The organism is Spirillospora sp. NPDC049652 (assembly GCF_040675125.1).
Classification (GTDB): Bacteria; Actinomycetota; Actinomycetes; order Streptosporangiales; family Streptosporangiaceae; genus Spirillospora.
Map to the genome: position 1 here is coordinate 1 of NZ_JBFAOF010001584.1, position 1,028 is coordinate 1,028.

A 1,028-nucleotide genomic window follows, 5' to 3' on the forward strand; every position below is an offset into this window, starting at 1 on the left:
GCGACCTGCCGCTCCGGGTCGCCGCCACCGGCGGCCCCGGCGACCTGGACCTGCCCGCCTACGACCCGTTCTTCCTGCTCGGCGCCGAACCCGGCGGCGCGCGCATGTGGAGCTGGGACGGCGCGGACTTCGCCGAACGCGACCTCGGCCCCGGCCTGCACATCGTCGTCAACAACGGCCTGAACGGCGAGGGCCACCGCGAGGGCGTCGTCGAGGACGCCTTCATGGCCGCGCGGCTGGCGCACCTGCGCCCGCTGCTCGCCGCCGCGCCCCGCCCCGAGCCGCGCCCGGGCGGCGACGCGCGCGACTGGGCGCCCTGGCTGGCGGAGCTGGAGGGCGGCGGGCTGGACCGCACCGACCAGCGCACCCTCCTCCCGCTGCACGAGTTCGAGCCCGGCCGCGTCTGGGGCACCACCTCGGTCAGCCTCGTCGCGCTCGGCCCCGACCTGGTCCGCTACGACTTCTCCGCCCGTCCCGGCGACCCGTCCTCCTGGACGACCGTCCTCTGACACCGCGCCGCGCGCCCCCCGGCACCACGCCGCTCGGCATCGCGCCGCGCGCTGCCCGGCACCGCGCTGCCCGGCACCACGCCGCCGCGCCGCCGCGCCCGGCACCCCCGGCGCGCCCGGCATCCCCGCCGCGCTCGCCGCCCTGCACACCGCCGCGCCCGCCGCCCGGCCCGCCGCCCGGCCTGCCGCCCGGCCCGCCGCCCGGCCTGCCGCCCGGCGCGGCGGCCGTGCCGCTCGGCGGCGCGCGCGACCTTTTTCGGGGGTCGCACGCCCCCGCGGATGACTCTGGGTGCTAGTTTCGCTACCTAGCGCGATCTTCGCCGGGCGTGCCGGGCGCCCCCGGCCGTGCGGGACGCGCCCAGACCACCACGCGGAGCGGGGGAGTTGCGGATGGCAGCACGACGACGGGGGACGGTGATCGCCGCGGGGCTCGGCGCGGCCGCGCTCGGGCTGGCCGGGTGCGGCGGCGGGGGCGGCGGCGGAGGCGGGACCGCCGGCGGGACGCTGAAGGTGGTCGGC

General features: G+C 80.8%; 1 protein-coding gene. It reads left to right on the forward strand.

Annotated features, from left to right (window positions below):
* Positions 1–509: NRDE family protein (locus AB0J52_RS42115; RefSeq protein WP_500188926.1), on the forward strand; the 509-nt coding region annotated here is incomplete at its 5' end.
* Positions 510–1,028: the final 519 nt, after the last annotated feature.